Below are 24,540 nucleotides of genomic sequence, written 5' to 3' on the forward strand. Positions count from 1 at the left end.
CTACCGGGTGCTCAGCGAGGACCAGGCAGTTGCGATCTCCGCGGCGAGCTTGACGTTGTTGCGGGCGAGATCCAGATTCACCTCGAGGCTGCGCCCATCCGATGCCTCGACGATGTAGCTCAGCAGGAACGGGGTGACGGCCTTGCCGTGCACGCCCGCCTCGGTCGCCGCGGTGAACGCGCGTGCGAGCACCCGATCGTGTTCGGCAGGGTCCCACTGCTGCTCCCGCGGGATCGGGTTCGCGACGATGATGCCCTGGCCGTGGCCAAGCTCGTCTTGCGACTTCATGATGCGCGCGACCTCGTCGGCGGACTCGACCGACCAGTCGAGGTCGAAGTCGGACTCGGTGAGCCAGAAGCTCGGGAACACCCGGGTGCCGAAGCCGACGACCGGCACGCTGAGGGTCTCCAGCCGCTCGAGGGTCGCCGCGATGTCGAGCACCGACTTCACGCCAGCGCTGACAACGGTGATCGGGGTGACCGCGAGAGTCGTGAGGTCCGCCGACTCGTCGAAGGTGTCGCTCGCGCCGCGGTGCACGCCGCCGAGACCGCCGGTGGCGAAGACGCGCACACCTGCGAGGGCCGCGATGTGTGCGGTTGCGGCGACCGTGGTGGCACCGGATGCGCCGGCCGCAGCCAGGATCGGAAGGTCGCGGACGCTGGCCTTCGCCATCTCCTCGTCGGCGATCCGGCGGACGCCCTCCGCGTCGAGGCCGACCTGCGGTACGCCATCGAGCACGGCGATGGTCGCGGGCGTGACGCCGCGGTCGAGGAGCAGCTGCTCGAACTCCTGGGCGGCCTCGAAGTTACGGGGCCGCGGCAGTCCGTGCGAGATGATCGTGGACTCGAGGGCGACGACCGGGCGGCCCTCGTTGAGAGCCGCGGCGACGGGTTCTGAGACGTGGAATGGCTGAGACATAAGACCCTCAGACTACCGGGGTTGGTTGTCCCCGACGCCGTCTAGAATCGTTCTCGCAGGGCCGGCTGCTCGATCTTGGAGCACCACCGAAATGGCCATGTCACACCGTGTTCAGGACGGCATCGACGCCGCCGCCCGCGCGCGCCGCGGCAACGCCGGACCGTGGCACCCGATTCTGGCTGCGGTCGAGGACGAGCCAGGGGTGTGGAGGATGGTGAGCCCTCTCGGCGAGTGCTACGGCGTCATCCGGATGCTGGAGATCGGCGGCGAGCGCGGATACCGAGCGGTGACCTGGGCGGCTCGGTCGGCGGACCGGGAGCTGATCGGGTACTACCGCACGCTGCGTACCGCGGCGCGAGAGACGCACCTGCACCACGTGCGTTCGCACTCGCGCGCCGGCTCGGCGAACGGGCGGTAGGCGGCTGCCGCTTCGCGGTTTGGAGCAGCCGCGCTCGTTTGCGGCCATCCGCGGCGCTTCCGGACCGCCGCAGGTCTTCCGGACATCCGCGCCCGTTCCGCCTGTAGCGGATGTCCGGAACAGGTGCGTGACCCTCGGTGTGGGGCGGACGACCGACCCGGGTTCGCCGCTAGGTTCGCAGGTGCCATGGATAAGAGCCGCGAAACGCCCACCCTCCGCAAGCCCTCCGTCAGAACCAGGATGATCGCGGCGTTCGTCACCGGCGTCGCCGTCACTGCCATGCTGGTCGGCTGCAGCGTCAGCGGCGCACCGCAACAGGAACCGGACGCGCCGGCGAACGTGGCGGCGGAACCGCTCACCGATCCCGCGGTCGTCATTGAGGACAGTTCCGCAACCCAGACCAGCGCGATTGAGCTGCTCGGCACCCTCGACGTGAAGGGCCGCGCACCGAAGACCGGCTACGACCGCGCCGGCCAGTTCGGCACCGCCTGGCTGGATGTCGACCGCAACGGTTGCGACACCCGCAACGACATCCTCGATCGCGACCTGGTCGACGAGACGAAGTCGGGTGCCTGCAAGGTGCTCACGGGCATCCTGAACGACCCCTACACCGGCACAACGATCAACTTCGTACGCGGCGACACCACGTCCACGCTCGTGCAGATCGACCACGTCGTCCCGCTGCTCGATGCCTGGCAGAAGGGTGCGCAGCAACTCACCCAGGAGCAGCGGATCGCATTCGCGAACGACCCGATGAACCTGATTGCCACCGACGGTCCTACGAATTCTCAAAAAGGCGCAGGTGACGCGGCGACCTGGCTGCCTCCGCAGAAGTCGTTCCGGTGCGAGTACGTCGCGCGTCAGGTGTCGGTGAAGGCAACCTACGGGTTGTGGGTCACCGCGGCGGAGAAGGAACAGATTGCGGCGGTCCTCGCCGATTGCCCCGACCAGCAGGCTTACACGTCACCGTTCGCTCCCGCGCCCGTTCCGGTTGTCGCACAGCCGGCGCCCGAGCCGGCGCCCCCCGCGGCAGCCCCGGCACCAGCTCCCGCTCCGGAACCAGCTCCGCCCACCGTCTCCTACGCGAACTGCACTGAGGTCCGCGCAGCGGGTGCTGCTCCCATCTACCCCGGGCAGCCCGGTTGGCACGAAAAGTTCGATCGCGACAAGGACGGCGTCGGCTGCGAGTAGGCGATCCGCCTGCCTCAAGGCCCCAGCATGCCCCTGTTCCGGACACCCGCGCTAGTTCCGGACAACCGCTTAGGTTGCGCCGGTAGCGGATGTCCGGAGCGGGCGCGGGTGGCGGGCGCTCCGGCGCGGTAGGCGGCCGCCCTGCGAAGGTTCGCGTGTGATGCTGAGGGCGGACGGAAGGCGGGACCACCTCATGGAGCGAATCGACGTCGACACTCTCGTTATCGGCTGGGGCAAGGGCGGCAAGACGCTCGCCGGCGCACTCGGCAGGCAGGGTCGCACCGTCGCGGTAGTCGAGCGGTCGAGCGAGATGTACGGCGGAAGCTGCATCAACATCAACTGCGTCCCGACGAAGGATCTCGTGCACAGCGCCGAGACACGGCGCGACGGCGACGATCCGCAGTCCTGGTTCACCGAAGCGGTCGCCGGGCGCGACGCTCTGATCGACAAGCTTCGAGCCCGGAACCACGCAATGCTCGCTGCCATCGACACCGTGACCCTCATCGACGGCGAAGCCCGCTTCGCCGGGCCGAACCAGATCGAGGTGACGGCAGGCGACGACCGGCTGGCGGTCACTGCCAAGTCGATCATCATCAACACCGGGACCGTCCCGGCGCGCCCCGACATCTCCGGTGCTGATGGCCCGCGAGTGCACGATTCCACCACGATTCAGCATGTGCAGCCGCTGCCTGAGCGGCTCATTATCGTCGGCGGCGGATACGTCGGCCTGGAATTCGCGGGCATGTTCGCGAACTTCGGGTCACGTGTGACGCTGGTCGACCGCGGCGACCGCCTGATGCGGCGCGAGGATCCGGATGTCGCGGCGGCGGTCCACGCGCTCCTCGAGGGGTCGGGGGTCGAGTTCGTCTTCGGCGCAGAGACCGAGCGCATCCAGCACCGCCCTGATGCGGCATCCGTCACCGTGAGAATCGGCGACAGGACCAGGACGCTCGAGGCGGATGGGGTGCTGCTCGCAACCGGGCGCCGTGCGACGACGGATGCCCTCGGACTCGATGCTGCGGGGGTCGCGGTGGATGAGCGCGGCTTCGTTGTCGTCGACGAGTTCCTGCGCGCATCCGTGCCCGGCGTGTTCGCGGTGGGCGACATCAATGGCGGGCCGCAGTTCACGTATGTGTCGCTGGACGACTACCGCATTGTGCTGGGCCAACTGAATGGTGGCGGCTCGCGAAGCACCGCCGATCGGGTCGCGGTGCCGAGCACCATCTTCTTGAGCCCGCCGCTGGCCAGGGTGGGGTGGAACGAGACGCGGGCGCGCGAGAGCGGTCGGTCTGTGCTCATGGCGAAGAAGGCGATCGCGGATATCGCGGCGATGCCGCGGCCGAAGATCGTCGGCGAGACCCACGGGCTGATCAAGGTGATCGTGGACGCGGAAACCGATCTGGTGCTCGGGGCGACCGTGTTCTCGATCGACGCGCAAGAAGTGATCAACCTACTGGCGCTCGCGATGCGCGCAGGCGTCACAGCGAGCGAACTGCGAGATGGGATCTGGACGCATCCGTCCAGCACGGAAGCTCTCAACGAGGTGCTGACCGACCTGCGGCCGCTCTGACCATCGCCGAGACTGCACACACCGGCAGCTACGCGCCTCTAAGGGCACTTCTCTGCAGTTTCGCGGGCTGGTGGGTCAGCCACCCGAGCTGCATCACCCCGAAAACGCAGGAAGCCCCGGCGTTCGACCAGCGAACTACGGGGCTTCCACAACGCGCGCCCGGAGGGACTCGAACCCCCAACCTTCTGATCCGTAGTCAGATGCTCTATCCATTGAGCTACGGGCGCATGTCGGCAGAACCAACCCAATGACTATACCAGCGACTCGACTGGGGGAATGCCGTCCCCGGTCGCCGGCCACCCGCATCCGGAACCGCAAGCAACTCTCACCCTGCTCTCGCCTAGCCGGGACACAATGGGGCCATGTCCACTTGGCACGACGTCGACCGTTACATCAACCGCGAACTCGTGAAGCAGGATGCGGCGCTTGCCGGCGTCCTCCAGGCGAATGAATCCGCCGACCTGCCGATGATCGACGTGTCACCGGCGCACGGAAAGTTTCTGATGCTGCTCGCGCAGATCTGCCGTGCACGCCGAGTGCTCGAAATCGGAACGCTCGGCGGCTACAGCTCGATCTGGCTCGCCAAGGGGCTGCAGCCGGGGGGCCGGGTGATCTCGCTCGAGGCGATGCCGAAGCATGCGGAGGTCGCGCGTGCGAACATCCGCCGCGCCGGATTCGCCGACCGCATCGAGGTGCGACTGGCGCCGGCGGTCGAGACGCTTGCGATGATGGTCAACGAAGGCGCCGAGCGTTTCGACATGGTCTTCATCGACGCCGACAAGGCGAACAACGCGAAGTACGTCGAGTGGGCGCTCATGCTCACTCGCTCGGGATCGATCATCGTGATCGACAACGTCGTGCGCGGCGGCGCTGTGCTGTCCGAGGATGGCGGCGACCCATCCGTTGTCGGCACGCGCGCCGCGATCGAACTCATCTCCAGCGACCCCCGCCTCGACGGCACCGCCATCCAGACCGTCGGTATCAAGGGCTGGGACGGCTTCGCCATCGCCCGCGTCGTGTAAGTCCGCTCAGGTGAGCAGGAACTTCGATACCGAGTCAAGTGCCCCGGGCACGAGCGAGTAGTAAGCCCAGGTTCCGCGCTGCGAGCGCGAGAGAAAACCGGCGTCGGACAGCACCTTCAGGTGGTGCGACACGGTGGGCTGACTGAGACCGAGCGGCTCGGTCAGGTCACACACGCACGCTTCCTGGTTCTCGGATGCGGCCACGATCGAGATGAGACGCAGTCGGGCAGGGTCGGCAAGGGCCTTGAGTCCCCGCGCCAGCTCGACAGCCGACTCCGCGCTCAGCGTCTCGCGCGTCAGCGGCTCGCAGCTCGAGCAAGCATCCACGACGGTGAGCGTGCGCGTATCGGTCATGAAAAGAATCCTAGTCCAATTCATTGACAAACATCGATGGATGTCAGAAACTGCTTCCATTGATCATTGTCGATGAAGGGAAACGAAGATGTTGGCAGGACTGAACCCCAACGGGTTCCTTCGACTTCACGCCGTGGAGCGCGGAGTGCTGATGGAAAGAACACCCCGCGGACGCCGCCCGAGTTCGGTGACATCCACTCCGTGTCCGGCCGCGCTGGTCGCCGCACCGGCAGCATCCATGGCGTGCTGCTGATGGCTGAGCAACGACCCGTCCTCCAGTTGCGGGTGGTCATGGAGGTCGACGACTTCGAGGCTGCACTCGCCTTCTACCGAGACACACTCGGGCTGGACGAGCAGCTCGCTTTCGAGGGCGAGGGCGACGCTCGGGTCGCGATCCTCGACGCCGGCAGGGCAACTCTCGAGCTCGCCAACCACGCCCAGAAGGACCTGATCGACACCATCGAGACCGGTGAGCGACAGGGCCGTGGCATCCGTCTCGCGTTCGAGGTGACGGATGGGCGCGGAACCACGCGGCGCCTCGAAGCGGCCGGCGCGACGATCATCGGGGAGCCACGAGAGACCCCGTGGCGCTCGCTCAATTCCCGGCTGGAGAGCCCCACCGGCCAGCAGATCACCGTGTTCGAGGAGCTCGAGGACTCCGAGGAGCGCCGCCAACGCGAGGGCTTCGGCACGAGCGACGAGCGCTGACAAGCGCCGCGAAGCTCCCTGGTGAGCGCTTGCGCTCTCGAGGACCGAACCGGAGGATGGTGAGCGTGGCGTCCCCCGCCCCCTGAGCCCACGATGACTACGACACCTCGATGACCACACCCACAGAAGCTTCTCCCGGGCCGAACGGTGGCTCCGGCCCTACGGGCAGGCGCTCGAGGATGGCCGCCGTCGGCGATTATCTCGCAACGGAGCAGGGCGTGTACGGCGTCATCCTCGTCGCCGGCCTGGTGGTCGTGAGCGGGTCGGAGCCCGCGCTGACGGCGTTCGTCACGGTCGTCACCACCGTCGTCGTTTTCTGGGCGGCTCACGTCTACGCCGGAACGGTCGCTAACCACCGAAAGGTGGGCGGTCGGATGATCGGCCTGAGCGAGTCGTTCGTCGCGGCGCTGCGGCCATCCTGGGGGTTGCTGGTCTCCGCGCTGATTCCCGCAGCGATCCTGCTGCTAGGAGTCACGAAGGCCGTTCCAGATGATGCGGCCCAGTGGGCCGCGCTATGGGTGTGCGTCGGCGTGCTGGCGATACTCGGCTTCGTCGCATTCCGGCGCCGCGGCTCACGACTCGCCGTCTGCCTCCTCGGCGCCGTCGGGACCGCCGCTTTCGGCCTCATCATGGTCGCCCTCAAGGTGCTCCTGCACTGAGACCGGGGCACCCGTGCTCAGCCGAGCAGTTTTGCCTTGGCCGCAGCGAACTCAGCGTCCGAGAGGATGCCCTGCGCGTGCATGGCACCCAGTTGGTTCAGTTGGCCCATGAGGTCGTCGCCGCCGCCCGCTGCGGCCGGAGCCGCCGGTGCGGGCGCGGCAGCCTGCGCGTTTGCAACGGCCTGTGCCGCGGCGGCGTCCATCGCATCCTGCTGCTGTTGCGCCTGCCACGCCTGCTCCTGGGCGGCGTCCTGCGCCTTCCCCTCCTGGCGTGCGGCGACCCGACCGGAGACCGCGGTTGCGGTTCCGGCGACAACAGCGGTGCGCGCCGCCATGCCGACGAGTCCCGGGCGTCCACCTCTACGAAGCATGGTCTTCTCCTTCTCACCCTGCGTGCTCGGCCAAGTACGCGTTGACCAGCGGCGCGGGTACACCCTGCCGCGCCACCACGAACCCTCCGGCATCGAATAGCGCAGCCGAGAACGCCTTGGCCCAGAGCAGTTCGACTGTGAGAATGGCCGCGGATGCCCCGGGCGGAACATTCGCGGCGAGATCCGCGATGTCCTCTTCCCCCGCGAGCCCTGCCAGATCAAGTTTCGGCACGTTGGGGTCATCAATCGTGTCCGACAGTTCCATGGTGGTGAGCTCGCCATCCTCAGAGCGCCGAACAAAGACGAGGTCGAGAACGTTCACCGTGCCCGAAGCGACAAGGTCATGCAGTGCCTTGAGGACACCGGGACCGGGCCGATCACCGTCGAAGCCGATTGCGTAGAACTCGATGGGACCGTAGTCGAACGTGGTCATGGGATACCTCCTCTAGCCGGGGACCGGCTAGCTCATCGCTGACGCTGGCCGCGAGCCCTGCGACCGCAGCGCCTCAGCCTTGAGCGCTTCGTACTCCGCCTGAGTGATCGCCCCGGAGTCCAGCAGTGACTTCGCGGTAGCGATGTCGCTCACCGAGCTGGTGGAGCCGGCGGTCTGCCGGATGTACTCATCCTGTGCCGCCTGCATCGAGCGAGCCTGGGACATGGAGCGACGAGTCATACCGTCGCCGCGCGCGATGAGGTAGACCAGCGCGGTCAGGAACGGGACGAAGACCAACAGCAGAATCCACAGCGCCTTCATCCATCCGTTCAGCTCGTGATCGCGGAAGATGTCGGCGAGGATGGAAAAGAGCACCATCAGGTAGGCGATGAAGACAAAGCTCCAGAAGAACCAGGAGATCCAACTCCACAGGTCCATGTCGACCCCAATCGTCGGGGGCGGGCCACACGCTCGCCACTGAGCCAAGCTACGAGTCGGACGTGTCTTGCGCGTCACCCGCGTCGGGTGAGAAGCCCTCCGGGTCGACCGGGTTCATCGACACGACCTCGATATGAAGTTCGTCGAACATGTCGAGGAGACCGAACAGGCGGGCCTGATCCGCCACGTGCCCGACGATGTGCGTGAGCCCGTGCTCGTCGGTAGCGACCTCGAAGCCGTCCAAGGCGGCTATCAACTCATGTCCGAGACGGCCACGGACGACCAGTTCTACGACGTGAGGGCTCATGTCAGGCCCTTCTCCCCGGCCGACGCTGGGGCACCGCGCCGCACCTCTCCAACAGGGTGCGGCACGACCCTTTCGCCGCCGTCACCCCCGTGGGATGATTGCGTTAATCACGGAAGGCAGTTGCCTTGGCCCAGACGCGGAGAATTCCGCCGCACGCCGTTGATAGACCCGAACTGCGACATCAGCTCGACACCGGGCTGGCCGCCCCGCTCACTCTGCTCGTCGCACCCGCAGGCGCGGGCAAGACGGTGTTGCTCTCGCAATGGGTGCCGACGCGACCCGAACTTGCCGTCGCATGGCTGGATGTCACATCCGCCGATGACGACTCAGTGCACTTCGCACGGCGCATCGTTCACGCGCTTGGCGCGCTTGATTCCCGGCTCAGTGAAATCGTTCCACTAGGTGAGCCGGGGGGCGGCCTTGGCGCCGCCATGGTCGAAGCGCTCGGCACTGCGCTCGGGCATGTCAGTCGTGAAGTGGTCGTCATCCTCGACGATCTGCACAACTTGACGAATCGTTCCACTGTCGAAGACCTGTGGGCCCTCGCCGACCGCCTGCCACCTAACGCGCACCTCGTCTTCTCCTCGCGCGCCGACCTCCGGCTCGCATGGAGCCGACACCGGCTGCAGCACGGTCTCGTCGAGCTTCGGCAGGCTCAACTGGCATTCGACGAACGCGACACGGGGGCCGTCCTGACGAAGATCACCGGGCGTCCGGTCGATGAGATCACCGCGGTCTCTGTCATGCGTCACACGGAGGGGTGGGCCGCGGGCATCCAGCTAGCCGGACTCACGCTTCGCTTCCACGCTGACCCCGAAGTGCTCGTCGACACGCTCGCTGAAACCGATCGACTCATCGTCGACTTCCTGAGCCAGGAGGTGTTAGACGCCCAGACGCCGAGTCGACGACGCGCGCTTCTGGCGTTGTCCGTGCTGGACGAGATGAGCGCGGGGCTCGTACAGGCTCTCACCGACGTCACCGATGGTGCAGCGCTGTTGCGGGACCTCGAGCAAGAGTCCATGTTCGTCGTGCCCTTGCCGGGACGCAGGGACTGGTACAGGTTCCACCACCTGTTCCGCGATCTGCTCCGCTACCGTCTGCGTGCGACCGATGCCCAAGCCGAGACCCGGCTTCGGCAGGCTGCCGCGGATTGGTATCTCGCTGCGGATGATCCCGCCTCTGCGATCGAGTGCTTCCTGCGGGGGCGAATGTGGCCCGTCGCCCTCGACCTCATCTTCCAACACGGGCGGGCCGTCTGGGAACGCGGCGGCTTCGCGACGATCGCCCGCTGGCTGTCGATCGTGCCGCGCGAAGTGCGCCTCGCGCGCCCAGGTGCCGAAGCGCTCTACGGGATCCTGGCCAGTATGACTGGGCGGGCGGCCGAGGGCGAAGACATCTTCCGAGCGCTCTTGTCGGATTCACGAACTGGCGACGGCTACCGCCTTGTGGTCTCCACCTATGTCGCAGGGGTCGTCCAGTTCCGTCCGCATCCCGAGATCTACCTCGCGGACGCACTGAGCACCATAGAGCTCCTTGACGCGCAGCCGGACACTCCAATTCCCGACCTCCTCCAACTGACCGACCGGGATCAGTTGGCTGCCTTGGCCGCGGTCTCAGCAGGTCGCGCGTATCTGTTCATGAATCAGCTCGAGCAGTCGCGAGAGTGGCTGGAGAGAGGTCTCGCGTCGATGGGCGGGCGTTACGGACTTCACCGTGTGCATGGGCTGGGAAGCCTGGCGCTCGCAGAAGCGTGGAGCGGATGCCTTCGCGCCGCGACCGAACACGCCGATGAGGCACTGGATCTCGCGCGCGAGCTATCCCTTCTCAGCCAACCGGCACCAGGGGACGCATACTTGGCTCGCGCATTCGTGGCGATCCAGAAGGGAGAGCCGCAGTCCGGGGCGATCGCGCTCCACGAGGGGAGCCTGCGAGCCGCGGCGGACCAGCGCAACCCGCTCCTCTGGTTGGCACACCTAGGCTCCAAGCTGACCGACCCTCTCGGCACGGACCCATCAGCTATTCAACCGACGGGCACGCCGCCGCCGATAGTCAGGCAGTCCCTTCTCGCGCTGAGCCACCGGCTGGCGCGCTTTGACGGCGAGGCGCGGCCGATCGAGCCGCAAGGTGAATGGTCGGGGCTCGCGTTCGAGGAAATCGCAGCCGCGTTGGAAGGCGGCGATGTTAGGGCCGCACGGCAGCGACTCGCGGACATCCCCTTCCACCCTGATCCACGTGCTCCCGTGCCCGCAACCGAGCACAGGATCCTCGAGGGTTGGCTTCATTCCCTTGAGGGGCGCGGCGGACGGGCCCGAGAGGACCTCTCCGTGGCGCTCGACGTTGCCGAGCCGGAGTGGCTCGTGCATCCGTTCCTTCGAGCCGGCCCAGTGGTCTCGCATATCATCGATGCGATCCCCGGGTTGCCGAACCGGTTCCGCCGCACCATTGTGCAGTCATCCGAAAACGTGGGGCGTCGACGCTCTGGCGACCTGATCGAACCCCTCACGTCAAGGGAACTGGAGATACTCGACTACCTTCCGACGCGGCTCACGAACGCCGAAGTCGCCGCTCGCTGCTACGTGTCGGTCAACACCATCAAGACACACATGGCGCACATCTATCGAAAGCTCGAAGTCCCGGACCGCAGCGCAGCGATCACCCGTGCTGTGGAACTGGGGCTCATAGAGACCTCGGATCCATACTCCCTGTATTGACCTGCCGCCTAGCCGCGCGACCCGGTTGAGCCAGAATCACCCCTGCCGGGTGAGGACGACCGGTGATTCTGCTCCGTAACCTCGCACACGCGATCCAGCGAGGTCGATGAGAGAACGAGGAGTCGCCATGACGGAAATGCGTGAAACGACTGTTACCGGCTGGACAGGTTGGGCGGTCTTCGCCTCGATCATGATGCTCATCGCCGGGGTCTTCGACGTAGTCTTCGGCCTGTTCGCGATCATCGGACCGGACAGCGCATACTTCGTGTCCACGGAGGGGAGTCTCTTCCTCCTCGACGTCTCCGGATGGGGATGGTGGCACGTGATCTCCGGCATCACCCTGCTCGTGGTCGCATTGGCGCTGATGCAGGGTGCAACGTGGGCGCGTGTCGTCGCGATCATCCTCGTTGCCCTGAACGCGCTCACCCAGATCACCCTGCTGCCGGTGCAGCCGTGGTGGTCGCTGATCCTGCTGGCCCTCGATGTGTTCGTGATTTACGCACTCACCGTGCACGGCCGCGAACTCAAGGCGGCGCAGGGGATGTCAGGGATGTGACCGACCGCGGTGTCGCTCAGGTCGTACCGATCAGGGCGCGAGCGGCCGTGAGGCCGGTGAAGATGCAGCCACCCAGGAATCCACCCTCCAGCGCGCGGTGTCCGTGCATCCCGCCGCCCCCGAATCCGGCAGCCTCTCCAACGGCATACAGTCCAGGGATGGGCTGCCCCGACGCATCCAGTACCCGGGAGCGCAGGTCGGTGACGATGCCGCCAAGGCTCTTCCGGGTCAGCGTTTGGAGACGGATGGCAACAAGTGGGGCGGCGGACGGGTCGAGGAGGTCCGGAGTGGGGTTGCCCTCGACAGGTTGAGCGCTCCACTGTCTGACCGCCGCACGGACGCGCAAACCCTCGACCGCTGGGGCGATCGTCTGCATCTTGGTGATCAACTCGTCGACGTTGTCGGCGATGAGTACGTCCCCACCGCCAGTCAGCAAGGCAGTGACGGCCGGATTGACGGCCGGGCGAGCGGCGAACGCGTCCACGCTCGCGAATTGCGGATTCTGGTCCTGGCCTGCGATGACGACCGAGGTCTCGGCGATCCGCTGGGTTATCACCAGCCAGCTGTGGTCCAGGCCGGTGGCGCGGACAGCGGCGAGGCCCGCCTGGGAATCCCGACCGGATACGAGATTGTCACCAAGCCGGTCGCCGCGCCCGTCCAGCCAGAGACCGTGCGGTCCGGCGATGAGACGAACGCCATGATCGCTCCAGAGCGGAGTGTGGTGAGACACTCCCTCCGCGTAGGGCCACAGGCGATCGAGATTGGCGACAGCCGCTCCGGCGTCACTTGCGATGGTGAGCATCCGGCCGTCGACGTGTTCCGGCGCACCCCGCAGCAGGCTCCGGGGCACGGCGCCCAGCCGTTCAGTGGGCCAAACCTCGCGCGTCAGCTCGAGGTTGCCGCCGAATCCCCCGGATGCGATGACGACATCGCCCGCGCGGTGCTCGAACTCCCCCACGATCGTGCGGTTGCTTGCCCTCCCGCGGGGAACGTCATCCGGAGCGAGCACGCTGCCGCGCACTCCGCGAACTCGGCCGTCCTCCACAATTAGAGAATCAACTCGGTGACGGAATCGCACGTCGACCGGCTCGTCGCTCGAGGCCGCGCGCAGTCTCTCGGTGAACGGCCTGAGCAGGCCGGGACCCATTCCCCAGGCGACGTGGAATCGCGGAACGGAACTGCCCACCCCTCCCCCAGGGGGTGCCGCCTCGGGGTGAGTCACCGTGGGAACGAACTGCACACCGTGTTCACGTAGCCAGTCGCCCAGCTCCCCTGCCGCGAACGAGATGTACCTCTCGGCCCATTGGCGCGGTAGGTCGTCATTCTGGTTGAAGTCCGCCGTGACGAGCCAGTCGCGCAAGGCGAGTTCATGACTGTCCTCGATGCCCAGCGCCTCCTGCTCCGGAGTGCCGACCATAAGCACGCCGCCGAAGGACCAGTGCGCCTGCCCGCCGAGCGAGTTCTCGGGCTCTTGGTCAAGCAGGAGTACCCGCTTGCCGGCCCGGGTTAATTCTGAGGCGGTCACCAGACCGGCCAGCCCAACGCCCACGACGATCACTTCCGGACTCTTCATCGACATCCCCCGGTGGCTCTCCGCTGCGACTATGCGGACTCTGAATGACCACGCTAGCTTGATCCCCAGAATTGCATGCAATATCGCGGTTTCCATGATGCTACCGCAGCAGCTCGGGCATGAATGCATACAAAAAACCCGCCTGAAAAGGCGGGTTTTTCATTGGCGGAGACGGAGGGATTTGAACCCTCGGTCCCCATAAGGGGACTCCACCTTAGCAGGGTGGTGCACTAGGCCTGACTATGCGACGTCTCCAGTTGCTCGTCAGCCATCATAGCGGCACGCGGGTGCGCGTTCCGAACGGGTCAGGTCCCGTACGCCTTCGAGCAGGTCTGATCGGCGGCACTCTGGCCCTGGACACCATGCAGCACCTCTACCTCCGGCGCCGGCTCGGCTGACGCCGACGGACCAGCGGATGCGTCGGACGACGGCTCAACCGGAGTGACCGGTGGGGCATCCGCATTGACCTCAGAGCCTCGGCCGGTGTTGTCTGCCTTCAGCGCGAACGGCTCGTCGGCGCGGATCTTCGCGAACAGCGCCTCCGCGGCGGACTTCACCGGAGCAACCTTGCCGCTGTAGACGCCATCCTGCCCGGTCACGCCGGGATACTGCACGAACATCACCCGCTCGAGCGGCAGGTTCTTCAGCACCTGCGCCATCGACACCATCGTGTTGACGTTCTTCAGGCTGTTGGAGAGCGTCATCGTCTGGCTCGCAACCGTGGCGATGTTGAACAGCTTGCCGAAATCGTTCAGCACGCCATCCGCCTTCAGCGTGCGGACAAGCGACGACATGTACACCTGCTGGCTGCTGATGCGACCCAGGTCGCTGCCGTCGCCAACGCCGTGGCGGCTGCGCAGGAACGCGAGCGCATCCCAACCCTCAAGCTTGTGCACGCCAGCCTCCGGAAGGTAGAGGCCACTGTACTTGTCGATGATCGGGGAGTTGATGCACACGTCAACGCCGCCCACCGCGCTTGCGAGCTGTGCCACCCCGGAGAACGTCACCATGCCGGCGAACTGGATGTCCAGCCCGGTGAGCTTCTCAACCGTCAGCACGGTGCACGGCAGACCGCCGTACGACAGCGTCACGTTGATCGGCTGCGCCGACATGGCGTGGTAGCTGCCGCCGTCCTCAGCAGGGCACGACGGGATTGGAACGACCAAGTCACGTGGAAAGCTGACGGCAACCGCGTTGCTCTGATCCTGAGCGACGTGCAGCAGGATCGTCACGTCGTTGAGCACCCCCGAGCGGTCCTTGCAGCCGTTCGGGTCCTCGCACTCGTCGCTGCCGACGATCAGGATGTTGAAGCCACCCTCAAACGAGCCAAGCGCGGGCGGCGGCCCGTTGGTCTCGCCGACGAGCGTCACGGTCTTGATGCTCCGGTCGAGCTGCCACACCCAGATACCGGCAACCGATACGCCGCTTACCAGCACAACCGACAGGGTGGCCGCGAGGATCTTCGCCATCACGAGCCACGCGTTGCCTCGCTTCAGCCGCCCGTGCCGCGCGATCGAGCCATGCTTCTGGCGCAGTGTACGCCGCGAGATGTCACTCATTCACTGCCCCCAAAGTGTCAGTACGCGGAGGGCGTGGGATTCGAACCCACGAGACATTTCTGCCCACCAGTTTTCAAGACTGGCTCCATCGGCCGCTCGGACAGCCCTCCCGGATTGTGCACGCCGCCTGCGATTGTAGCCGAATCGGGCCGAATCGCAGGGTTGTCAAGGTCTCCAAGGTCGCTCGTTCTTTGGGGTCGAGCCCATCGAGATCATCTCCCGGAAGAGTTATCCACACCCCTGCGGCCATAGCGTTCGCAATGTCGGTGGTTGGTTGTTCAGTGGAAATATGAAGATCACGACCGCCTATCCGGAGCCTACGGAGCGTGATGCTCGGGCTTACGAGGACTGGGAGGGGTGGCTGGGTCGGGATCGCACCGCGGATATCGAAGAGGCGTATCTGGCGGTGTGTGGTCCCTTCGAGGACCCCTACATTCTTGCTGCGGAGTCGGACCGATTCGCGCCCGGCACGGAGGGTGAGGAGCGGCATCGCCGGTCGCTGATGGATGACGTCATGCGGTTCCAATACGAGCAGGATCGGGCGCTGGCCAAGCAGCAGCGGGCGCTGGCGGAGCTGGCGGCACTGGCCGAGGCCGATGGTGGTCCGACCTATGCGAGTCGGGATTTGGCGTTGCGGGGGATGGTGAGCGAGTTGGCGGTCATGCTGCGGCTGGCCGACCGCACCGTGGACGCCCGGGTGGGCACCGCCTATTCGCTGGTGCACCAGTTCCCGGCCACCCTGGATGCGTTGCAGTGCGGCGCGATCGGCTTCGGGCACGCCCGGGTGATCCTGGACCGCGGCCTGAACCTCGGCACCCCGGAGGCCCGCGCCGACCTGTTCAGCGAGCTGCTGCTCACCGGACAACCCGACGGCGATCCGGATGCCCCGCACCGGGCCGGGGTCGGCATCCGCGCCGAGGTCGCCATTGTGATCCCGGCGCTGGCGCTGGCCGGCGACGAGAGCGCCGGGCCGGCGTCGATGGCCGGGCGCGGTCCGATCGATATGGACACCGCCAGACGGCTGGCGGGGGATGCGGACCAGCTGGTGCGGTTGATCACCCACCCGGTGTCCGGGATGACGGTGGCGGTGGACAGTTACCGGCCGTCGGCGAAGATGCGACGCTACCTGCGCTGGCGAGACGGCCGCTGCCGATTCCCCAGTTGCAACGCGTCGCCGTGGCGCACCGACCTCGACCACACCGAAGAGTGGCAGCACGACGGGAAGACCGAGATCGACAACCTGGCCAACCTGTGCCGCGGCCATCACACCCTGAAGTCGATCGGCGCCTGGAAGGTCAAGCAGGTCACCCCCGGGGTGCTGGAGTGGACCAGCCCCAACGGGGTCACCGCCACCGACCACCCCGCCCGCTGGAACTGAGCGGCACCGCTCAGTCAGCCGGATGCGATCAGCGAGTCGAGCACCGGCACCAGGCCGTCCGACCACACGTCCAAGGTGACCTCCGTGGCCACCTCCTTGACCTCATCCGGCGCCTGCCCCATCGCCGCAGCGCGGCCCTCGACGCTCGCCCACTCGAACATCTCGATGTCGTTGCGACCATCGCCGGCGACGAGCACGCGATCGCGTGGGATGTCAATGATCCCGCGCACGCGCTCCAGCGCGGTGCCCTTGTTCACGCCCTCCGGTGCGATGTCGAGCCAAGCCGTCCAGCCGATCGCGTAGCTCACCTGGTGCAGCCCGAGCGAATCGATGAGCTCGACGAAGGCATCCGGTTCATGATCGGGCGAGACGACGACCAGCCGAGTCACCGGCGTGTGCGACAGCTCCTCGAACTCCACCTGCCGCGCGTTGTCGAGGTTCCAGTCCTGCATGCCTTTGGTGTACAGCCGGAAGCCGGTCGGGTCCTCCACCAGGAACCTGCCCTCCGGCAGCCCGAACCGAATCTGCTCGAGCACCGGCCCGGGGTCGAAGGTCTCCACCAGCTCGCGCCGGTACCCATCCGGTGCGTGCTCGTCGCGCATCATGGTGATCGCACCGTTGGCGCACACGACGTACTCCGGGTTCAGCTCCAGCCTGCGCAGGAACGGCAGCGTCATCTCCCACGACCGACCGGTCGCCAAGGTCACCCAGTGGCCCGCGTCCCGCACCCGGCCGACGGCATCGTGCACCGCCGGCGTCAGCGTCTCATCCTCGTGGATGATCGTGCCATCGATGTCGAGGGCGACAAGCCACTGCTGGAAGGACACGAGCTATCTCACCGGCTCCATGACTTCGAGCCCGCCGAGATACGGGCGCAACGCCTCCGGCACCCGCACCGAACCGTCCGCCTGCTGGTGCGTCTCGAGGATGGCGACGATCCAGCGGGTCGTGGCGAGCGTGCCGTTCAGGGTCGCGACCGGTGCGGTCTTGCCGCTGTCGGTGCGGTACCGGATGTCGAGCCGCCGGGCCTGGAACGTCGTGCAGTTGCTCGTGCTCGTCAGTTCGCGGTAGCGGCCCTGCGTCGGCACCCACGCCTCGATGTCGAACTTGCGGGCCGCGCTGGTGCCGAGATCGCCGGCGGCGACGTCGATCACGCGGTAGCTGAGCTCGCACGCTTGCAGCATCCGCTCCTGCAGCGCCAGCAGCCGCTCGTGCTCCGCCTCCGCGTTCTCCGGCAGCACGTAGCTGAACATCTCCAGCTTGTTGAACTGGTGCACGCGCAGGATGCCGCGGTTGTCCTTGCCTGCTGAGCCTGCCTCCCGGCGGTAGCAGGTCGACCAGCCGGCGTAACGCGTCCCTTCGGCCGGGTCGATGATCTCGTCGGCGTGGAACCCGGCGAGCGCGACCTCGCTCGTGCCGGTGAGATACAGGTCGTCGGCCGGCAGGTAATACACCTCGTCGGAGTGCTCGCCGAGGAAACCGGTGCCGGCCATGACCTCCGGCCGCACGAGGGTCGGGGTGATGAGCGGTGTGAAGCCCTCTTCTAGCGCGGTGTTCAGCGCCATGTTCATGAGCGCGATCTCGAGCCGCGCGCCGATGCCGGTCAGGAAGTAGAAGCGGCTGCCGGACACCTTGGTGCCGCGGGTGATGTCGATGGCCCCCAGCAGCTCGCCGAGCTCGACGTGATCGCGCGCCTCGAAGTTGAAGGCGGCCGGCTCGCCGACCGTCTTCAGGGTGAGGAAGTCGTCCTCGCCGCCGGCCGGAACCCCGTCGATGATCGGATTTGAGATCGAACCGACGACCCGACTGAACTCCGCCTCGGCGTCGGATGCGCGCTGGTTGGCCTCCTTGACACGGGCGGCAAGCTCCTGAGCCTTGGCCACCAGCTCGCGCTTCTCATCCTTCGGCGCTGCCGCGACGGTCTTGCTGAACTGGTTCTGCTCGGCGCGCAGGGCCTCGAACTCGGTGATCGCGGAGCGACGCTCGGAATCCGCCTGCAGTGCGGCGTCAACCAGCTCGACCGAATCACCCCTCGCCCGCTGGGAGCGCCTGACGGCATCCGGATTCTCGCGCAGCAGTTGGGGGTCAATCACACGCTCCAGTCTATTCGTCGGTTCGTGTCGTACCGTTGGATCATGGCGTCGACGTCTCGCACCGGAATGGCTGCCGTCGTGTACAACCCGATCAAGGTTGAGCTGGACAAACTGCGCGAAGCGGTGGAGGCCGGCGAGAAGGACGCGGGATTCCAGCCGACGACCTGGTTCGCGTCCGCGGAGGAAGACTTCGGCCGCGAGGCGACCCGGGCGGCGATCGCGGCCGGCGCAGCGGTCGTGCTCGCCGCGGGCGGCGACGGAACCGTGCGCGCGGTGGCAGAGACGCTACGAGGCAGCGGCATCCCGATGGCGGTGCTGCCATCCGGGACCGGCAACCTGCTCGCGCGCAACCTCGACCTCGACCTGCAGCTCGAGGAGTCGATCCGGATCGCGTTCACCGGCGTCGTGCGCAAGATCGACCTCGGCATCGCCGAGATCGTCCGCGAGAACGGCGACACCGAGGAGCACGCCTTCCTCGTCATGGCTGGCATCGGCCTCGACGCGAAGATGATCGCCAAGACGAGTTCGAAGCTCAAAAAGCATGTCGGGTGGCTTGCCTACATCGACGGCACCATGCGGGCGCTGCCGGAGGTCGGCCCCCTAAAACTGCGCTACCGCATCAACGGCGGCCCGACCCGGCCGCTCACCGCGCACACCATGATCATCGGGAACTGCGGCGCGCTGCCCGGCGGCATCCTGCTCATGCCGGAAGCAGAACCGGATGACGGCATCCTCGACATCGCCGCACTGCGCCCGCGCGGACCGTTCGGCTGGCTGCGCGTATGGCAGAAGATCGGCTGGGAGAACGGCGTGCTGCGCAAGAGCGCGGCCGGGCGGAAGATCATCGGCCTCACCAAGGACGTGCGGGACGTCGCCTACTTTCAAGCCCGGAAGCTGGAGCTGGAGCTGGATGCGGCGCAAGAGTTCCAGCTCGACGGGGACGAGTTCGGCAAGGTGGCGTCGGTGGTCTGCGCGGCCGACCCCGGCGCACTCGGTGTGATGGTCGCCTCACTCGAAGACAAGACGTAAGTAACCAGTCAGTCGGAGGGTTCGCCCGCCACCAGCCCGCGCAGCCAGTCGCGCGCGTCGACGAATGCCTCATCGCCGTAGCGATCGTGCACCTCGGTGGTCTTCACCCGATCGGCCCGCGGGTACGAACCGAGGAAGATCACCCGCGGGCTGAACCGCTTGAGACCGAGCAACGCGTCAGCGACCCGCTCGTCCTCAACGTGCCCGTCGATGTCGATCACGAACCGGTACCGGCCGAGGGTGTCGCCGATCGGCCGAGACTGGATCAGGCTCAGGTTCACCCCGCGGGTCGCGAACTGCTCGAGCATCTCCAGCAGCGCACCCGGCGCATCCGTCGGCAATTCGGCGATGATGCTCGTCTTGTCCGCGCCGGTGCGCTCCGGCAGCGCCTTCGGGCGGCTGACCAGCACGAACCGAGTGACCGCGTTCCGGCTGTCGCCGATCTCCTCGGCGAGCACCGCGAGGTCATGCCTGCGGTCGATCCCGGGGGGCGCGACTGCGGCATCCGCTTCGCTGCCCTCGAGCAGGGACGCGGCGGCCGCCACATTCGACGACGCGGGAATGTGCAGGTGGCCGGGGATGGTCTGCTCCAGCCACTGGTGCGTCTGTGCGTAGGCGACCGGATGCGCGTTCACGGTGCGCACGTCGGCCAGCGTCGTGCCGGGGCGGGCCACCAGCACGAAGTCGATCGGCACCAGGTACTCGCCGCTGATCCGCAGGCCGGGGATGTTGGCGAGCGCATCCTGCGTGGCCGTCACGCCGCCCTCGACCGAGTTCTCGATCGCGATCATCGCGGCGACGCTACGGCCACTCACCACGTCGGTGAACGCTTCGCCGACGTTGTTGACCGGCCGCCACTGCTTACCCGCGGCCTCCGGAACCTGCGCGAGAGCCATCTCGGTGAACGTGCCCGGCGGCCCCAGATAGCTGTAAACGGGCTCCGGCATGCCTCAACTCTATTGCCCGCCCGGGTGCGGAAGATGTCGGAAGGCGGTGGCGGATGCCGTGAGCCGGCGGTCGATGACGCTGATCGACTCCGGGTTCTCATCCACGAGCACGAACCGGCGACCAAGCGCCGCCGCCACCGCACCTGTCGTTCCGCTGCCGGCGAAGAAGTCGAGTACCCAGTCCCCCGGCCGGCTCGACGCCTGGATGATCCGCCGCAGGATTCCCTCCGGCTTCTGGGTCGGGTAGCCGGTCTTCTCCTTACCGGTCGGCGACACGATGGTGTGCCACCAGACATCCGTCGGCAGCTTCCCCCGCTCGGCCTTCTCCGGCGTCACCAGTCCCGGCGCCATGTACGGCTCCCGGTCGACCGCCTCGGAGTCGAAGAAGTAGCGGTCCGGGTTCTTCACGTAGACGAGGATCGTGTCGTGCTTTGACGGCCAGCGCCGCTTCGACTTGCCGCCGTAGTCGTAGGCCCAGATGATCTCGTTCAAGAAGCACTCCCGGCCGAACAACGCGTCGAGCAGCACCTTCGCGTAGTGAACCTCGCGGTAATCGAGGTGCAGGTACAGGGTGCCGTCGTCGGCGAGCAGCCGCCACGCCTCGGTCAGCCGCGGCTCGAGGAACATCCAGTAGTCCTCGAACGAGTCGTCGTAGCTCACGAGGTCGCCCTTGATGCGCTCGTAGCGCTGCCCCTGGAAGCCGATCACGGTCCCGGATGCGCTGCGCACGTTGGTCGTGGTTTGCCTGGCCTGGCTGCGCCCAGTGTTGAACGGAGGGTCGAGGTAGATCACCGTGAACGCGGCATCCGGCAACTGGGCGATGGCCGCAAGGTTGTCGCCGTGGAGGACCAGGTTCTCACCCTCGGCACTCCACTCGATCGGCATGCGCCAATTCTGGCAGTTCGAGCAACCTCCCAGAATCCGTCCCTAGCCTGACCGCATGTCGACCGAACTCAAGTGGCTGCCCGGCCAGGACCGCGTTCTGTACCTGCGTGATGGCGAGGAGGTTGCCCTGGTCGACTTCCAACGGACACCGAACGAGTTGCGCCTGGTACACACCGAGGTGAGGCCGCAGCTGCGTGGCCAGGGTGTCGACGACATGATGCTGCAGGAACTCTTCGACTCGCTGCACGACACCACGCAGGCGCGCGTGGTCGCCGTCTGCCCGCACGCGGCCCGCTGGGTCGACCGGCATCCGGAGTATCTGGAACTCGCCGGGCGCTAGCTAGCGCTTCTTCGGGTAGTTGGCCTTCTCGAGGTCGATCACGATCTTGCCGCCGTAGACCCCGTGATCTCCGTCCCCGGGGATGGGTGCTGGCGCAGGCAGCACGCTTTGCCGCGAGAGCTCCTGCTCCGCCTCGTGCTTGGTCGGGTAGAACACCTCATCGAGGGCACCCATGAAGCCGGCCATGCGGATGATCCTAACCCGAGTGCGGTGCGCGCTTCGGAAGTACGATCGGCCGCCCCGTCGACTCCTGGGTGAGGATCTCCACGTCGAGCCCGTACACCTCGCTGATCAGGTCGGCGGTCAGCACGGTCGCCGGGTCGCCCAGCCTTGCGAGCCGCCCGGCGGAGATCAGCGCGATGCGGTCGGCGTAGGCGCCGGCGAGGGAGAGTTCGTGCAGCACCACGACCACCGCCGCCCCCCCGGCCGCCAGCTCGCCCGCGGTGCGCAGCACCTCCTCCTGGTGGCGCAGGTCCAGGGCCGCCGTCGGCTCGTCGAGGAACAGGATGCCGGCGCGCTGCGCGAGCACGCGCGCGAGCGACACCCGGGCCTTCTCGCCGCCGGACAGCCGGGTGTAGCGGCGATCGGCCAGGTGACTGACGTCGGTCTTGGCGAGCGCCGCGGCGATGGCGGCCTGGTCATCCTCGAACTGCGGCGTCCGCGCCCATGGGCTTCGGCCCATCTCGACGACCTCGCGCACCCGGAACGGGAACGTCACCGCATTCTCCTGAGTCAGGACAGCGCGGCGCCGGGCGAGCTCGATCGGCCGATAGGAGTCGAGCTCGCGACCGTCGAGCAGCACACGCCCTTCCGTGGGCGGCATGTCACCGGAGAGCACGCCAAGCAGCGACGACTTGCCCGCACCGTTCGGGCCGACAAGCGCGAGGATCTCACCACGCCGGATGTCGATGCTCACCGCGTCGAGGATGCGATTCTCGTCGAGAACCAGGCCGACCTGCTCGGCCCGTATTGCGACCTCCGGTGCGCTCATGCCCAGCCTCCACTGCGCTGGCGCGCCCGGAACAGCAGCCAGAAGAAGAACGGGCCGCCGATGAGCGAGGTGAGCATGCCGATCGGCAGGTCGGCGCCGGGGATGAGCGTGCGAGCGGCGAGGTCGGCGAACAGCATGAGCGCGCCGCCGCCGAAGGCGCTGCCGATGATGACACCGCGGTGCGACGGGCCGATGATCATGCGGATGATGTGCGGCACAACCAGGCCGACGAATGCGATGATGCCGCAGAACGCGACGGCTGCGCCGGTCAGCAGCGCGACCAGCACGATCGACCAGATCCGCAGGCGTTCGACGTTCAGCCCCAGGTGGCGCGCGTTCCGCTCGCCGAGCGAGAGCAGGTCCAGTCTGCGTGCAATGCTGACCGCCACGACGCTGCCGATCGCCGCGACGACGAAGACGATGATGGCCTCCTGCCAGCGCGACCCGTTCAGGGAGCCGAGCTGCCAGAAGATGATCTGCTCCCGGCTCGCCGAGTCGCCGAGGAACAGCAGCAGCGCCAGCCCCGCGCCGCCGAACGCGTTGACCGCGATGCCGGTGAGCAGCAACGTGACGACCTCGGTGCGCCCATTGGCTCGCGACATGAAGTAGACGAGCAGGGTCGCCACGAGACCGCCGAGGAAGGCGAGCGCGGCGACGCTCCAGCCGCCGAGCGCGGTGAGCCCGAACACGATCCCGATCGCGGCACCGAGCGCGGCACCGGATGACACGCCGACCACCCCCGGCTCGGCGAGCGGGTTGCCGAAGATCGCCTGCATGACCGCGCCCGCTACGGCGAGCGCCGCACCAACCGCGAGCGCCATCAGGATGCGGGGAAAGCGGACCACCAGCAGGGCTGCCTCGGTCACCGGGTCATCCGGTGCCCACTCGTTCTGGATGCCGATCGCGCGCAGCAGCGAGCCGATGACCTCGCTGGGCGCCACCGCCAGCTGTCCGGCCATGGCCGACAGCACCACGCCGAGGACGAGCGTGATGGTGAGGCCGACGACGAGTGCCGTGCGCCTCACGGAACCCGGTACAGCCATTCCTCGGTAGAGAACTTCTCGTCGACCAGACGTTGCGCCTTCTCCAGTTCGTCCTGGGTGATCTCACCGTCCGTGGCGCCGTAAAGCTCCCGGAAGGTCTGCTTGAGGCTGCCGATGATCTCCTCGCGCGGCAGTCCGGTCTGGCTGCGCAGCGGGTCGACGCGCTTGGCGGCGCTCTTGGTGCCCTTGTCGCTCATCTTCTCGCGGCCGATGCGCAGGATCTGCACCATCTTGTCGCCGTCCATGTCGTAGCTCATGGTGACGTGGTGCAGCACAGCGCCGGCGCCGATGCGTTTCTGGGCTGCGCCGCCGATCTTGCCCTTGCTGCTGGCGATGTCGTTGAGCGGCTGGTAGTAGGCATCGATGCCGAGCTTCTTCAGCCCGGTGATCACCCACTCGTCGAGGAATGCGTACGAGTCCGCGAACGACATCCCGTGCACGAGCTCGGAGGGCGCGTAGATCGAGTAGGTGATGATCGTGCCGGCGTCCATGAGCATGGCGCCGCCGCCGCTGATCCGGCGCACCACCTGGAAACCGTACTTCTCGGCGTTCTCCAGGTCGACCTCGTTCTTCACCGACTGGAAGCTGCCGATGACGACCGCCGGCTCGTTCCACTCCCACATGCGCAGCGTCGGCTTGCGTCGTCCGGCGCCGACCTCCTCGGTCAGCACCTGGTCGAGTGCGAGCTGCAGCGTGGGCGGGTAGGCGTCCCCGTGCACGAGCTGCCAGTCGTAGTCGGTCCAGGTGCTGGCTTGCGAGAGTGCACGTCGAACCGTCGTCGCGACCGCCTCCGGCGAGAAGCCAAGCATCTGCACGCCCTCCGGGAGCGCGTGGCGGACCACGGATGCGATGGTTGCGGCATCCGAATCGGCCGGCAGCCCGTTGACCGCGGCGTTGATCTCCTCGAGCGCAGAGTCCGGTTCGAGGAAGAAGTCGCCGGCGAGGCGGAAGCCGGTGATCTTGCCACCCTCGACCTCGAGGTCGACAACGACGAGCTTGCCGCCTGGCACCTTGTACTCGCCGTGCATGATCCTCCGTTCACCGCG

At 67.0% G+C, this 24,540-nt stretch carries 27 protein-coding genes and 3 tRNA genes; 11 read left to right on the plus strand and 19 right to left on the minus strand.

Annotated features, from left to right (window positions below; translation table 11 throughout):
* The gene (locus tag HGK58_RS01770; RefSeq protein ID WP_168625834.1) at positions 1-918 is read right to left on the minus strand and encodes a pseudouridine-5'-phosphate glycosidase; all 918 of its coding nucleotides are present in this window, start codon (positions 916-918) and stop codon (positions 1-3) included.
* A 97-nt stretch (positions 919-1,015) separates the two neighbouring features.
* Between HGK58_RS01770 and HGK58_RS01775 the strand changes: the two genes are divergently transcribed.
* The 3 genes from HGK58_RS01775 to HGK58_RS01785 all read left to right on the plus strand — a co-directional run bounded on the left by HGK58_RS01775 (position 1,016) and on the right by HGK58_RS01785 (position 4,097).
* Positions 1,016-1,336, plus strand: coding sequence for a hypothetical protein (locus tag HGK58_RS01775; RefSeq protein WP_168625835.1), 321 nt, complete (start codon positions 1,016-1,018; stop codon positions 1,334-1,336).
* A 186-nt stretch (positions 1,337-1,522) separates the two neighbouring features.
* Entirely contained in the window at positions 1,523-2,527 is a 1,005-nt protein-coding gene (locus tag HGK58_RS01780; RefSeq protein ID WP_210422578.1) for a DUF1524 domain-containing protein, read from the plus strand.
* A gap of 193 nt (positions 2,528-2,720) precedes the next feature.
* Entirely contained in the window at positions 2,721-4,097 is a 1,377-nt protein-coding gene (locus HGK58_RS01785; RefSeq protein ID WP_210422579.1) for an FAD-dependent oxidoreductase, read from the plus strand.
* A 154-nt stretch (positions 4,098-4,251) separates the two neighbouring features.
* On the opposite strand, the gene HGK58_RS01790 is transcribed toward HGK58_RS01785, so the two are convergent.
* A tRNA-Arg gene (locus HGK58_RS01790) sits at positions 4,252-4,324 on the minus strand.
* A 135-nt stretch (positions 4,325-4,459) separates the two neighbouring features.
* Between HGK58_RS01790 and HGK58_RS01795 the strand changes: the two genes are divergently transcribed.
* Complete coding sequence (locus tag HGK58_RS01795) at positions 4,460-5,119, plus strand: O-methyltransferase (RefSeq protein ID WP_168625836.1); 660 nt, start codon at positions 4,460-4,462, stop codon at positions 5,117-5,119.
* A gap of 6 nt (positions 5,120-5,125) precedes the next feature.
* On the opposite strand, the gene HGK58_RS01800 is transcribed toward HGK58_RS01795, so the two are convergent.
* Positions 5,126-5,473, minus strand: coding sequence for a metalloregulator ArsR/SmtB family transcription factor (locus HGK58_RS01800; protein ID WP_168625837.1), 348 nt, complete (start codon positions 5,471-5,473; stop codon positions 5,126-5,128).
* Between the two features lie 201 nt (positions 5,474-5,674).
* Between HGK58_RS01800 and HGK58_RS01805 the strand changes: the two genes are divergently transcribed.
* Positions 5,675-6,181 (plus strand): VOC family protein, encoded by a 507-nt coding sequence (locus tag HGK58_RS01805; protein WP_349236095.1) that lies wholly within the window; start codon positions 5,675-5,677, stop codon positions 6,179-6,181.
* A 179-nt stretch (positions 6,182-6,360) separates the two neighbouring features.
* Positions 6,361-6,840 (plus strand): hypothetical protein, encoded by a 480-nt coding sequence (locus HGK58_RS01810; RefSeq protein ID WP_168625838.1) that lies wholly within the window; start codon positions 6,361-6,363, stop codon positions 6,838-6,840.
* Between the two features lie 17 nt (positions 6,841-6,857).
* Here the strand turns inward: HGK58_RS01810 and HGK58_RS01815 are convergent, their stop codons facing one another.
* From HGK58_RS01815 to HGK58_RS01830, 4 genes are read right to left on the minus strand one after another with little or no spacing between them, the layout of a single operon-like run.
* The gene (locus HGK58_RS01815) at positions 6,858-7,211 is read right to left on the minus strand and encodes an SHOCT domain-containing protein (RefSeq protein WP_168625839.1); all 354 of its coding nucleotides are present in this window, start codon (positions 7,209-7,211) and stop codon (positions 6,858-6,860) included.
* Positions 7,212-7,224: 13 nt separating this feature from the next.
* The gene (locus tag HGK58_RS01820) at positions 7,225-7,644 is read right to left on the minus strand and encodes a DUF6325 family protein (RefSeq protein ID WP_168625840.1); all 420 of its coding nucleotides are present in this window, start codon (positions 7,642-7,644) and stop codon (positions 7,225-7,227) included.
* A gap of 27 nt (positions 7,645-7,671) precedes the next feature.
* Positions 7,672-8,082, minus strand: coding sequence for an SHOCT domain-containing protein (locus tag HGK58_RS01825; protein ID WP_168625841.1), 411 nt, complete (start codon positions 8,080-8,082; stop codon positions 7,672-7,674).
* A gap of 49 nt (positions 8,083-8,131) precedes the next feature.
* Positions 8,132-8,389, minus strand: coding sequence for a hypothetical protein (locus HGK58_RS01830; protein WP_168625842.1), 258 nt, complete (start codon positions 8,387-8,389; stop codon positions 8,132-8,134).
* A 125-nt stretch (positions 8,390-8,514) separates the two neighbouring features.
* Between HGK58_RS01830 and HGK58_RS01835 the strand changes: the two genes are divergently transcribed.
* Positions 8,515-11,100 (plus strand): LuxR C-terminal-related transcriptional regulator, encoded by a 2,586-nt coding sequence (locus HGK58_RS01835; RefSeq protein WP_168625843.1) that lies wholly within the window; start codon positions 8,515-8,517, stop codon positions 11,098-11,100.
* A 127-nt stretch (positions 11,101-11,227) separates the two neighbouring features.
* On the plus strand, positions 11,228-11,656 hold the full coding sequence (locus HGK58_RS01840; protein WP_227411713.1) for a hypothetical protein: 429 nt from the start codon (positions 11,228-11,230) through the stop codon (positions 11,654-11,656).
* Between the two features lie 16 nt (positions 11,657-11,672).
* Here the strand turns inward: HGK58_RS01840 and HGK58_RS01845 are convergent, their stop codons facing one another.
* From HGK58_RS01845 to HGK58_RS01860, 4 genes are all read right to left on the minus strand, one after another.
* The gene (locus HGK58_RS01845; protein WP_349236096.1) at positions 11,673-13,229 is read right to left on the minus strand and encodes an FAD-binding dehydrogenase; all 1,557 of its coding nucleotides are present in this window, start codon (positions 13,227-13,229) and stop codon (positions 11,673-11,675) included.
* 163 nt (positions 13,230-13,392) lie between these two features.
* A tRNA-Ser gene (locus HGK58_RS01850) sits at positions 13,393-13,484 on the minus strand.
* A gap of 50 nt (positions 13,485-13,534) precedes the next feature.
* Positions 13,535-14,788: an LCP family protein gene (locus HGK58_RS01855; RefSeq protein ID WP_168625845.1), complete on the minus strand. Its 1,254-nt coding sequence runs from the start codon at positions 14,786-14,788 to the stop codon at positions 13,535-13,537.
* Between the two features lie 25 nt (positions 14,789-14,813).
* Positions 14,814-14,898: transfer RNA gene (locus HGK58_RS01860), tRNA-Ser, on the minus strand.
* A 179-nt stretch (positions 14,899-15,077) separates the two neighbouring features.
* Here HGK58_RS01860 and HGK58_RS01865 point away from each other — a divergent pair.
* Complete coding sequence (locus HGK58_RS01865; RefSeq protein ID WP_168625846.1) at positions 15,078-16,166, plus strand: HNH endonuclease signature motif containing protein; 1,089 nt, start codon at positions 15,078-15,080, stop codon at positions 16,164-16,166.
* Positions 16,167-16,180: 14 nt separating this feature from the next.
* Here the strand turns inward: HGK58_RS01865 and HGK58_RS01870 are convergent, their stop codons facing one another.
* Positions 16,181-16,993, minus strand: coding sequence for an HAD hydrolase family protein (locus tag HGK58_RS01870; protein WP_168625847.1), 813 nt, complete (start codon positions 16,991-16,993; stop codon positions 16,181-16,183).
* A gap of 3 nt (positions 16,994-16,996) precedes the next feature.
* Positions 16,997-18,259 carry a serine--tRNA ligase gene (gene serS, locus HGK58_RS01875; protein ID WP_168625848.1) on the minus strand — a complete coding sequence of 421 codons (1,263 nt, stop codon included), beginning with the start codon at positions 18,257-18,259 and terminating at the stop codon, positions 16,997-16,999.
* Positions 18,260-18,301: 42 nt separating this feature from the next.
* Here serS and HGK58_RS01880 point away from each other — a divergent pair, with 42 nt between their 5' ends.
* The gene (locus HGK58_RS01880) at positions 18,302-19,288 is read left to right on the plus strand and encodes a diacylglycerol kinase family protein (RefSeq protein ID WP_168625849.1); all 987 of its coding nucleotides are present in this window, start codon (positions 18,302-18,304) and stop codon (positions 19,286-19,288) included.
* Between the two features lie 8 nt (positions 19,289-19,296).
* On the opposite strand, the gene pheA is transcribed toward HGK58_RS01880, so the two are convergent.
* On the minus strand, positions 19,297-20,235 hold the full coding sequence (gene pheA / locus HGK58_RS01885) for a prephenate dehydratase (protein WP_168625850.1): 939 nt from the start codon (positions 20,233-20,235) through the stop codon (positions 19,297-19,299).
* A 9-nt stretch (positions 20,236-20,244) separates the two neighbouring features.
* On the minus strand, positions 20,245-21,120 hold the full coding sequence (locus HGK58_RS01890) for a site-specific DNA-methyltransferase (RefSeq protein ID WP_168625851.1): 876 nt from the start codon (positions 21,118-21,120) through the stop codon (positions 20,245-20,247).
* A 55-nt stretch (positions 21,121-21,175) separates the two neighbouring features.
* Between HGK58_RS01890 and HGK58_RS01895 the strand changes: the two genes are divergently transcribed.
* Complete coding sequence (locus HGK58_RS01895) at positions 21,176-21,460, plus strand: GNAT family N-acetyltransferase (RefSeq protein ID WP_168625852.1); 285 nt, start codon at positions 21,176-21,178, stop codon at positions 21,458-21,460.
* Here HGK58_RS01895 and HGK58_RS01900 read toward each other — a convergent pair whose 3' ends face one another.
* The 4 genes from HGK58_RS01900 to HGK58_RS01915 are packed head-to-tail and all read right to left on the minus strand — an operon-like array spanning position 21,461 to position 24,522.
* Positions 21,461-21,646: a hypothetical protein gene (locus HGK58_RS01900; protein ID WP_168625853.1), complete on the minus strand. Its 186-nt coding sequence runs from the start codon at positions 21,644-21,646 to the stop codon at positions 21,461-21,463.
* 10 nt (positions 21,647-21,656) lie between these two features.
* The gene (locus HGK58_RS01905) at positions 21,657-22,451 is read right to left on the minus strand and encodes a heme ABC transporter ATP-binding protein (RefSeq protein WP_168625854.1); all 795 of its coding nucleotides are present in this window, start codon (positions 22,449-22,451) and stop codon (positions 21,657-21,659) included.
* Positions 22,448-23,494 carry an iron ABC transporter permease gene (locus HGK58_RS01910; RefSeq protein ID WP_168625855.1) on the minus strand — a complete coding sequence of 349 codons (1,047 nt, stop codon included), beginning with the start codon at positions 23,492-23,494 and terminating at the stop codon, positions 22,448-22,450. Before HGK58_RS01910 ends, HGK58_RS01905 begins: the two co-directional genes overlap by 4 nt.
* The gene (locus HGK58_RS01915) at positions 23,473-24,522 is read right to left on the minus strand and encodes a lipoate--protein ligase family protein (protein WP_168625856.1); all 1,050 of its coding nucleotides are present in this window, start codon (positions 24,520-24,522) and stop codon (positions 23,473-23,475) included. Before HGK58_RS01915 ends, HGK58_RS01910 begins: the two co-directional genes overlap by 22 nt.
* Positions 24,523-24,540 lie beyond the last annotated feature (18 nt).

Origin of the sequence: Cryobacterium sp. BB307 (assembly GCF_012274275.1) — a bacterium.
Classification (GTDB): domain Bacteria; phylum Actinomycetota; class Actinomycetes; order Actinomycetales; family Microbacteriaceae; genus Terrimesophilobacter.

What these genes read in the sequence shown, in the direction of transcription:
- HGK58_RS01800 (WP_168625837.1), bottom strand. Translation starts at nt 5,473, where the DNA reads ATGACCGATACGCGCACGCTCACCGTCGTGGATGCTTGCTCGAGCTGC.
- HGK58_RS01880 (WP_168625849.1), top strand. Translation starts at nt 18,302, where the DNA reads ATGGCGTCGACGTCTCGCACCGGAATGGCTGCCGTCGTGTACAACCCG.
- HGK58_RS01845 (WP_349236096.1), bottom strand. Translation starts at nt 13,229, where the DNA reads ATGAAGAGTCCGGAAGTGATCGTCGTGGGCGTTGGGCTGGCCGGTCTG.
- HGK58_RS01895 (WP_168625852.1), top strand. Translation starts at nt 21,176, where the DNA reads ATGTCGACCGAACTCAAGTGGCTGCCCGGCCAGGACCGCGTTCTGTAC.
- HGK58_RS01810 (WP_168625838.1), top strand. Translation starts at nt 6,361, where the DNA reads ATGGCCGCCGTCGGCGATTATCTCGCAACGGAGCAGGGCGTGTACGGC.
- HGK58_RS01795 (WP_168625836.1), top strand. Translation starts at nt 4,460, where the DNA reads ATGTCCACTTGGCACGACGTCGACCGTTACATCAACCGCGAACTCGTG.
- HGK58_RS01785 (WP_210422579.1), top strand. Translation starts at nt 2,721, where the DNA reads ATGGAGCGAATCGACGTCGACACTCTCGTTATCGGCTGGGGCAAGGGC.
- HGK58_RS01770 (WP_168625834.1), bottom strand. Translation starts at nt 918, where the DNA reads ATGTCTCAGCCATTCCACGTCTCAGAACCCGTCGCCGCGGCTCTCAAC.
- HGK58_RS01820 (WP_168625840.1), bottom strand. Translation starts at nt 7,644, where the DNA reads ATGACCACGTTCGACTACGGTCCCATCGAGTTCTACGCAATCGGCTTC.
- HGK58_RS01815 (WP_168625839.1), bottom strand. Translation starts at nt 7,211, where the DNA reads ATGCTTCGTAGAGGTGGACGCCCGGGACTCGTCGGCATGGCGGCGCGC.
- HGK58_RS01855 (WP_168625845.1), bottom strand. Translation starts at nt 14,788, where the DNA reads ATGAGTGACATCTCGCGGCGTACACTGCGCCAGAAGCATGGCTCGATC.
- HGK58_RS01840 (WP_227411713.1), top strand. Translation starts at nt 11,228, where the DNA reads ATGACGGAAATGCGTGAAACGACTGTTACCGGCTGGACAGGTTGGGCG.
- HGK58_RS01910 (WP_168625855.1), bottom strand. Translation starts at nt 23,494, where the DNA reads ATGGCTGTACCGGGTTCCGTGAGGCGCACGGCACTCGTCGTCGGCCTC.
- HGK58_RS01825 (WP_168625841.1), bottom strand. Translation starts at nt 8,082, where the DNA reads ATGGACCTGTGGAGTTGGATCTCCTGGTTCTTCTGGAGCTTTGTCTTC.
- HGK58_RS01905 (WP_168625854.1), bottom strand. Translation starts at nt 22,451, where the DNA reads ATGAGCGCACCGGAGGTCGCAATACGGGCCGAGCAGGTCGGCCTGGTT.
- HGK58_RS01830 (WP_168625842.1), bottom strand. Translation starts at nt 8,389, where the DNA reads ATGAGCCCTCACGTCGTAGAACTGGTCGTCCGTGGCCGTCTCGGACAT.
- HGK58_RS01890 (WP_168625851.1), bottom strand. Translation starts at nt 21,120, where the DNA reads ATGCCGATCGAGTGGAGTGCCGAGGGTGAGAACCTGGTCCTCCACGGC.
- HGK58_RS01865 (WP_168625846.1), top strand. Translation starts at nt 15,078, where the DNA reads ATGAAGATCACGACCGCCTATCCGGAGCCTACGGAGCGTGATGCTCGG.
- HGK58_RS01780 (WP_210422578.1), top strand. Translation starts at nt 1,523, where the DNA reads ATGGATAAGAGCCGCGAAACGCCCACCCTCCGCAAGCCCTCCGTCAGA.
- HGK58_RS01900 (WP_168625853.1), bottom strand. Translation starts at nt 21,646, where the DNA reads ATGGCCGGCTTCATGGGTGCCCTCGATGAGGTGTTCTACCCGACCAAG.
- HGK58_RS01915 (WP_168625856.1), bottom strand. Translation starts at nt 24,522, where the DNA reads ATGCACGGCGAGTACAAGGTGCCAGGCGGCAAGCTCGTCGTTGTCGAC.
- pheA (WP_168625850.1), bottom strand. Translation starts at nt 20,235, where the DNA reads ATGCCGGAGCCCGTTTACAGCTATCTGGGGCCGCCGGGCACGTTCACC.
- HGK58_RS01775 (WP_168625835.1), top strand. Translation starts at nt 1,016, where the DNA reads ATGTCACACCGTGTTCAGGACGGCATCGACGCCGCCGCCCGCGCGCGC.